At 59.5% G+C, this 7,489-nt stretch carries 6 protein-coding genes; 5 read left to right on the top strand and 1 reads right to left on the bottom strand.

The window, feature by feature from the left end; genetic code table 11:
• Positions 1 to 220: 220 nt before the first annotated feature.
• The 5 genes from AC1DUU_RS17915 (at position 221) to AC1DUU_RS17895 (ending at position 7,154) form a co-directional block, all read left to right on the top strand.
• Positions 221 to 1,903, top strand: a complete 1,683-nt coding sequence (locus AC1DUU_RS17915; RefSeq protein ID WP_476784754.1) for a hypothetical protein — start codon at positions 221 to 223, stop codon at positions 1,901 to 1,903.
• Positions 1,904 to 2,093: 190 nt separating this feature from the next.
• Positions 2,094 to 3,524, top strand: coding sequence for a hypothetical protein (locus AC1DUU_RS17910; protein ID WP_476784753.1), 1,431 nt, complete (start codon positions 2,094 to 2,096; stop codon positions 3,522 to 3,524).
• A 132-nt stretch (positions 3,525 to 3,656) separates the two neighbouring features.
• The gene (locus tag AC1DUU_RS17905; protein WP_476784752.1) at positions 3,657 to 4,031 is read left to right on the top strand and encodes a hypothetical protein; all 375 of its coding nucleotides are present in this window, start codon (positions 3,657 to 3,659) and stop codon (positions 4,029 to 4,031) included.
• 233 nt (positions 4,032 to 4,264) lie between these two features.
• Positions 4,265 to 6,043: a GumC family protein gene (locus tag AC1DUU_RS17900; protein WP_476784751.1), complete on the top strand. Its 1,779-nt coding sequence runs from the start codon at positions 4,265 to 4,267 to the stop codon at positions 6,041 to 6,043.
• Between the two features lie 256 nt (positions 6,044 to 6,299).
• Complete coding sequence (locus tag AC1DUU_RS17895) at positions 6,300 to 7,154, top strand: sugar transferase (protein WP_476784750.1); 855 nt, start codon at positions 6,300 to 6,302, stop codon at positions 7,152 to 7,154.
• 6 nt (positions 7,155 to 7,160) lie between these two features.
• Here AC1DUU_RS17895 and AC1DUU_RS17890 read toward each other — a convergent pair.
• On the bottom strand, positions 7,161 to 7,489 hold a 329-nt coding region (locus AC1DUU_RS17890), incomplete at its 5' end, for a hypothetical protein (RefSeq protein ID WP_476784749.1).

Here is a 7,489-nt window from a genome sequence, read left to right as displayed (position 1 = left end):
GTGTCGACCAGTGTTCCATCGAGATCGAAAAGCAGGGCGTCGTAGTGAACAAGTTCATCCACAGACAGCAAGCAGCCGTGCGAAGGAGCTGTGGTGCCGACGATCTCTTCAGCTGAACGGAGGCGCAATTTATCAACCTCTTTGAGATAGATGCAAAGGTGGGTTCTGCGTCATTTCACTAGTCGCCAGTTCCTTATATTTGGATAATGGAACGAACATCTTGGCCGAACTTGTCACTCCGTCGCTGCGCGAGTTCGCGCAACGTTTTCTAGCAGTTCCGCAAGAGCACCGTGATCATGCAGAGGCAGCGAAAGTGCTGCTTCACGCGATCCTGGAACAGTCACTTGATGCCGGTTGGCCGCAGGGTGAGCAGCACGCATTTTTCCGCGCCGTGATCCTCGATGATGTAGCGTCAAATGCGCCGCCGCACTTCCTGCTGTGCTCAGCCGAGATGCATTCGGCCAATCTCAAGCAGACGCTACCCATCATTTCCCGCACGCTCGATCCCTTCCTCAGGGAACTCTGGTCGCAGAGCCCTCTATCCAAGAAAGCCGTCCTGCTTTTTATCCAACTGCGGCATTTTCTCGGGCCGTGGTTGGATCAGGCGGAGTTGTCTCGCGTCCATTTGGAGGCGCTGCCAGGATTTACACTTGCCGACATGGCATTGCCGTACAATTCCATGTTCGACCAAGTGAGTTTTGCTCGCAATATCGCTGATATCGACCGACTGACGACGGCGGACACCTCATCGTTCCCCTTGTTTCAGCTTTTGCTTTTCCAATGGATTACCGGCCAGGGTGTCGTTGGTCGCAAAAGAATCGACGACGCGCTGGCTGGCAAGGGTTCCGCTGAGGATGTAGCGGCCGCAAAGTCATTTGAAAAACGCAGCGTGAGGGAAGGTGCTGCAGCGCCAAGCACGCGCCTGAGATTAATGCAGGCTAAGCCCTATCAGGCTCTGCATGCAGGCAAGTCCATGCTGCGCGAACGTCTTGGGTTCAGCCTGCCCGGGCGACGCCAGCCGCGCGTTGCGGTGTGCATCTCGGGCCAGTTGCGCGGCTTCCGCAAGGCCTTCCCAAGCCTCAAACAGATTCTTCTGCCGGGAACCGAACACGAAATCTTCGTCGATACGTGGCACGATGTTGGCCGTTCGGGTGCCGAGCCGTTCCGCAACATCTTGCCTTTTGCCGGTGTGCATTTTGCCGACGCTTACCGCGACTATTGCACGCGCCTTGGCATTGAGGAGATGCGCGGCCGCTATCGATCGCTATTTGAGACGCTGGCCAGCACCGGCCTCGTCAGCACCAGCGAGCTGAGGTCCTTTTTCGCCACCGACAATGTGCGGGTTGAAGATGACAAGGCTGAACGTTTCTCATCGTTCTCCAACTCAGCCAAGATGCACTACAAGATCGCTGCCTGTGCCGCGCAGGTTCAGGCCAGCGGAAAGGAATTCGATCTCGTCCTTCGGATTCGGCCAGACAAGCCGGTGACGATGGTCGGCTTCGGCTGGCGCGACGTCCAGGCAGTCTGCCGCAACAGCGCCCTGCTGTTCGCCGACCAAGGTTTTGGCCATCAGTACGCGAGAATCCTGGTCGGCGACCAACTGGCTATCGGGTCGCCGCAGACCATGCGAACCTATGCCGACGTCTTCGAGAATTATCCGCGCTATGCCGAACAGGGCTTCCTGCAATGCGAGCCGGGCTTCCACGGTCATTCCAGCTTGGCACAGCATTGCTGGCTGAACGGCATTGGTGTTGAGCGGCTGGCGGCACGTTTTGGTCCGTTGGCAGAGACAGAGCCCCTGTCGACGAGAGAAATCATCGCCGCCATCGAACAGGATGCAACTGGCCGTATGGACGCGGTCGATGCCGCGCTCATCGAAGCCGCCAGACGCGATCGACTTTAAAGCGGCTTGTCAGGGATGTAGGCAGCCGCAGGGCTACGCCCTTTGGACTCCTTGTGTACAAATCCGTACCTAGCGAAAATGACAAAGACCTGGCTAGGAATCCGGCGACACTGCTATGTCCGACCATTCTCATCCGATCTGCTGCGGCGCCTGCAGCCGGTGCGCCGCGCTTGGGCAAAGAAGCTAGCTCATGCAGCTCTCGTTGGCAGGTTTGATAGTCTGCATCGGCGTCCTGATCGCCGGCCACTATGCCCGTAGCCTTCTGATCGTTGGCCTGATCGCATCACTCGCCTTCGGTTCGACAGCGCTTATGACGCTGACTGCGCTGGGCGGCTCATCGCCTCTGATCTACACATTCTTCGCAGCCCTTCTGCTGACGGCCGTGGCCGCCAAGACGAGCATTTGGCGGGACCTGGGTCTCGTGTTCGGCAGCATGCGCCCATTGTGGGTTCTTTTCTGCCTGATGGTCTACGCCGCCGTCGGATCGTGGCTGTTTCCACGCCTGTTTGCCGGGCAGACGAGTGTCTTTGTCCAGTCGAAGCTTCGTTCGGGGGTCGTGGAATCCGCGCTTGAGCCGGTTTCGGCCAACATTTCCCAAACCGGATATTTCGTTCTTGGGGGGCTCACCGCCATAGCCCTGGGTGTCCTGCTGCTGCGGGCGGATCGTCTGGAGCAGGTTCGCAGGGGCTTTTTTCTATGGTGCGGCCTGCACGCCGGCATGGGGCTGCTGGATTTCGTGGGCAAGTCCGCCGGCGCCGGTGACGTCTTGCAGCCGATCCGCACTGCTAGCTACGCGATGCTGACAAATGTCAGCGAAGGCGGTTTTTTGCGGATCGCCGGCGCGTACTCAGAGGCTTCCGCCTTCGGGACGGCTTCGCTTGCATGCCTGGCTTTCACCTATACCTATTGGCGCAAGACCGGATCATCGCTTGCCCAGTGGTTTTCAGTCGTCTTGTTTGCACTCGTCATTTTGTCGACGTCGTCGACGGCCTATGTCGGCCTGACGATACTCGTGGTTCCCGTGGCATTGTCCCTTGGTCGCTCCATGACCCAGGGGCGCCTGAATTCCGACGAGCTGCTGATCCTGGGAGCTCTTGTATCGATCATGTTCGTAGCCCTGGCGATAAGTCTCTACAATGAAGGTTTCTTCGACCCGTTCATCCAGCTCATCGACTCGATGGTCATCAACAAGAGTAACTCCTCATCCGGCCAGGAACGCGCCTATTGGAACATGAAGAGCCTCCAGGCCTTCACCGACACGAGTGGTCTGGGCATTGGCTTTGGTAGTTCGCGGGCTTCAAGCTGGGTGATCGCGGTGCTTTCCCAGCTGGGGGTCGTTGGAGCCTTGCTGATGGTGACCTTGCTCGCTGTCGTGGCACGGGGCATGGGCCATATGGCAGCCTGGGTAGATTCTGAGACGGACGCGATCGTGGCGAGCGTGCGCGCCAGTGCCATGGCCAGCATGGTTGCCGCTTCGCTGGTCAGCGGAAGTGCCGATCCCGGCATGCTGTTTTTCATCGCGCTTGCGGTCATTTCGGCCAGCAGGGCGCGCGCGCGGCGCAACATGGCGGCCGCCCGTCGGAGCCGCTCGGTTGTTGGCCCATCGGCGATTGCAGCTTGAAGGTTAGCGGTTCCGCCAAAGGGATGCGTCGCCGCCCCGCCAATTTTGCATATGATGTGAGGACGGGTTTTCCGGCACGGATCGCACTCGGGTTCGTATGCTGTACCACGTGGCTCATAAGGCGGCTTGGATATGAAGCTGTTCAACAGGTTTCCTCTGGCGGTCAGTGATCGGAACGCAGGACGTTTCGGGTACCTTCTGATGCTGCTCGACGACATCGGCGACGATATCGTGACGGAGCGAGCCAAGCTGAAAGACCATCATGAGAGGATCGCCGCAAATGCCGCGTTTGCGTTCGAGGCCATGGAAAACGAAACGCGCACTGCCGCCAAACTGTCGGTCAAGGTCGACACGCTGACGGCATCGCTCATTCTTTGTTCCCAGCGTTCCTCTTCCCTGGAGCGGCGGGCAGCCTTCATCGAAGGGATCAAGCAAAAGCTTGCGTTGCTGTTGCAGCGAAAAGACCGGCGCCGGCGGAACCCTGGTCTGGCTGACGGCGCGACTTAGCTGAAAGTCAGCAGCCAAGCGACAGCCGGGGCGTGCAGCCCATACGCCATTTGGCGGCGTTTACGTTTTACTGCACGAGGCTAAGCTTGATACGAACATATTGGGTCGCAAGACATGTCTGGCCTATCGAGACCTCCAAACGGACGCGGCATCGCCAAGCAGCCTGCCGGCATGCAGTTGCGGGACTTCTTCCATCAAACGAAAACAATCAACACTGCTAGGCAGGTTTCGCGATGGACAGCCGTCTAGCGCCGCGCTGGCAACCAGTGACCGAGCAGCAGGAGGCGGATGAACGCGAGTTCATCAGCTTTGCCGACATTACGGCCTTCCTGAAGCGATATACGCGCACTATTGCAGGGTCGGTCGCGATCACCTTGTCCTGCGCCTGGTTCTATGTCGTCACGACCGACCCGGTCTATACGGCGCAAACGCAAATTCTCATCGAGCCGAAAGTCCCACAGCTTCTGCAGCAGCAGCAGGCCGAAGTGAATCTCACGCTCGATACCGCGCAGGTCGAGAGCCAGATAGCGGTCATGCAATCGGAAAAGATTGCAAAGATGGTGATCACCAGCCTCGGGCTCGACAAGGATACGGCCTTCCGCACGCAAAGCCCGACGCTTGCTGAGCGCTTTGCCAAGCTGGGAAGAATGCTCGCCAAGAGCGTGGGACTTGGGAAGGCCGGTGACGGTGCTGGCAATGCCGGCCTGGCTAGTGGCGCCGGCGAATTCGAGCGCAACCGATATACGATGTGGGCGTTCACCGACGGGTTGGATATTCGCCGCGTCGGGGTGTCCTACGCGATCAATATTGCGTTCCAATCGCCCGATCCGGACATGGCCGCAAAGATCGCCAATGCGACTGCGGATGCCTTCGTGCGCGAACAACTTGAGACCAAGGCTTCATCCGCACGCGAAGGCGGTGCATGGCTCGAACTGCGATTGAATGAGTTGCGAGGTCAGATGAACCAGGCAACGAAGATCGCGCAGGAGTTTCGCGCGAAGCATGACTATGGCGTCGGTCAGCAGCAGAGTAGCGCAGCAGGTGGGGAAGCCAGCCAGGCAGGGGGGGGCGTCGGCAACGCGCCCACCCTCGAAGAGCTCGAGGTGACCGCCGACACGTATCGCAAGATGTATGAGAGCTTCCTGCAGGCGTTCACGAGCTCAGTAAGCCAGCAATCCTACCCCGTCGCCGATGCGCGCGTCATAACCGCCGCGACACGGCCCCTGGTGCCCAGCGCACCGCGAAAGAAACTGGTGCTTTCCTTTGGCGCACTCGCTGGACTTCTAGCGGGCATTGGATTGGCGTTCTTGAGAAACGCGCTTGATCGAACGGTCCGTTCCTCCAGGCAATTGCGAGAAGACTTTGGCCTCGAATGCATTGGCGAGATGCCGCCGCTGTCGGGGATGGGGGCTCGCGACACGCTGAACGAGGCTGCGATCTCGCCTCTTTCCGAATACAGCAACAGTCTCAGGCGCGCCAAAACGGCCATTGGCCTGGCGGATTCCGGCGTTTCGCTGCGTTGCATCGGCGTCGTTTCGGGCTTGCCTTCGGACGGCAAGAGCTCGTTTGCGAGCAATCTCGCGGCCCTTTACGCGATGTCGGGCGCGCGAACCCTGGTGGTCGATGCCGACATCTACCACTCGGTCTTGAGCGACGGGTTGGTGCCGACGTCGAAGGCGGCATTCGAGATCCTGCCGAGCAAGGTAGCCGATTCAAGGAACCTTCTTGCGCCCAGGAACATGGGTGCTTTGCTTGCGGAGATGAAGGCCTACGACATGATCATCGTCGACCTGCCGCCATTGACATGCGGCTCTGACCGCATGGCGGCGAGCCCGCTGTTCGACGGCGTGATCCTTGTTGCCGAGTGGGGCAGGACCCCGCTGGATCTGTTCAGCGAACTGGTGAAGACGATGCACGCCAGCAAGACCTCGATCATCGGAGCGGTGATCACAAATGTCCGCATCAGGTCAAACAAGACCTACAAAGGGCATTTTGGTCGCCGCGCTCGCTGAGGTCAGCGCCTTTTCCAATCATCTCGCAATCCCGCCCGAGCTGTAGCGTGCGCGAATCTCGCCATGGATTCGGTCATCTCCACTCCCGGAATCAGGTAGCGCAATGGCATTGGGTGCAGTGCATGGGTGCAGGCAGCTACTGCCTTAGGCTTAGGGTGTAGCCCCCCATCGATGCCGATACGACCTTTGCCTTTCTTGCTCGCCGATGCCCGAGGCTGTGATGGTAGGGCCACGATAGCAACAGTGCGATACGCCCATGACGATCAATGTCCCTGGCAAGCGAGCACCCCGTCGGCATTTCCGGCACCCACGGAAAACCCGGTCGCGCGCGTCGGCAAATGTGAGCCTCGATTATCAGCTTGTGGTCCCCAGTGATTGGGGCTGGGCGCCAGCCGCCATCTCTTCCGCTTTCGATCCGCCAGCTGGCGGTGCGGCAACCGCTCCAATAGAGGGCGAACAGTCCGCCAAAGTGGACGCAGGCGGCCCGCCGTCGACCCCGCTGGGTGGCCGGGCAAAAAGGCTGGAAGACTTGGTCATAGCCTTTTGCGCGCTGGCGCTGGCGTCTCCAGTGATGCTGATGGTCGCGCTGGTGATTAGGCTCACCACTGGCGGGCCTGCGCTTTATTCCCACACACGCGTCGGTTTCGGCGGCAAGCCTTTCCAGTGCTACAAGTTCCGCTCCATGGTCTGCAACTCGGACGAAGTTCTGCGTGACTATCTCGCGCGAGACCCCGATGCAGCCCGCCAGTGGGATGCAAACAGGAAGCTCAAATGCGACCCGCGCATCACCTTTCTCGGCAAGCTGCTGCGGAAGTCGAGCCTCGACGAACTTCCCCAACTGTTCAACATTCTGAGAGGCGAGATGAGCTGCGTCGGGCCTCGCCCAGTGGTAGCGGACGAGTTGTCCCGCTATGGAAGCTCCGTTGAGGACTATCTGGCGACCAGGCCGGGTCTCACAGGGCTGTGGCAGGTCAYGGGGCGGAGTAGCACCGACTATTCGAACCGCGTCGCGCTGGACAGCCATTACGTTCGCAACTGGTCCCTTCGGGCCGACGCCGTCATTCTGGTGCGCACGATCTTTGCGGTCATGCGTTTCGACGACGCGTCATAGGCGCGTTCAATTGCCGCCAGTGACGATCCGCCGCCACAGGCTGGCAAGCGTAAGTCCCACGAGGTAGGCGCATTGCAGGACGACGACTGGGAGCAATATCCGCTGGAGAATTGGCCCTTCGAGTAGAAGCCCTGTCGCCGTGGCGGTCAGGGCCGTTGCGGCAATCAGCGCAGGGGCGCGAAAGCTGAACCCCAGCAAGACGCCAAATGCGGCAACTGTGATGAGGCTCCAAAGCACGTCAGCTGTCTCCCTTTTGGGGCTTGGCGAATCATAGCGGTGCTGTCCGATATTGAAACACTCCACCGGCCAGACTGAACAGGGCTTTTGTAATTTTC

Source organism: Aminobacter sp. P4_H6_2 (assembly GCF_056400805.1).
The sequence above is the reverse complement of the archived record's forward strand: the minus strand, read 5'-3'. Positions and strand labels throughout refer to the sequence as shown.